We start from the raw sequence: 248 nt of genomic DNA, 5'->3' as shown, positions 1-248 counted from the left end.
TAACCTGTACTAATGACTCGTGAGGCTTAACCATACAACCCAGATGAGTTTTATCTGAGTTGATGGTAACTAGATTTATTACTTACTGTGAAGGTAAGACTTAGTAAAGAATATAAAGCACTTAATAAAGTAGAAAACTCAAACAGCTTTCCGAATTTCGTTAATTGCGATAAGCGATTAACACCCGAATTTGCTTGGTGACAATAGCATTGTGGTACCACCTGATCCCATCCCGAACTCAGTAGTGA

Annotated in this window: 1 protein-coding gene; it reads right to left on the bottom strand. The window is 37.5% G+C overall.

Features of this window, described 5'->3' with window-relative positions; translation table 11 throughout:
* Positions 1–50: 50 nt before the first annotated feature.
* The coding region (locus AN944_RS21940; RefSeq protein ID WP_235531049.1) for a hypothetical protein at positions 51–248 on the bottom strand (198 nt) is incomplete at its 5' end.

The sequence above is a fragment of the Shewanella sp. P1-14-1 genome, from assembly GCF_001401775.1.
GTDB lineage: Bacteria > Pseudomonadota > Gammaproteobacteria > Enterobacterales > Shewanellaceae > Shewanella > Shewanella japonica.
Note: the sequence above shows the minus strand (reverse complement) of the source record. Positions and strands in the feature narration are given on the sequence as shown.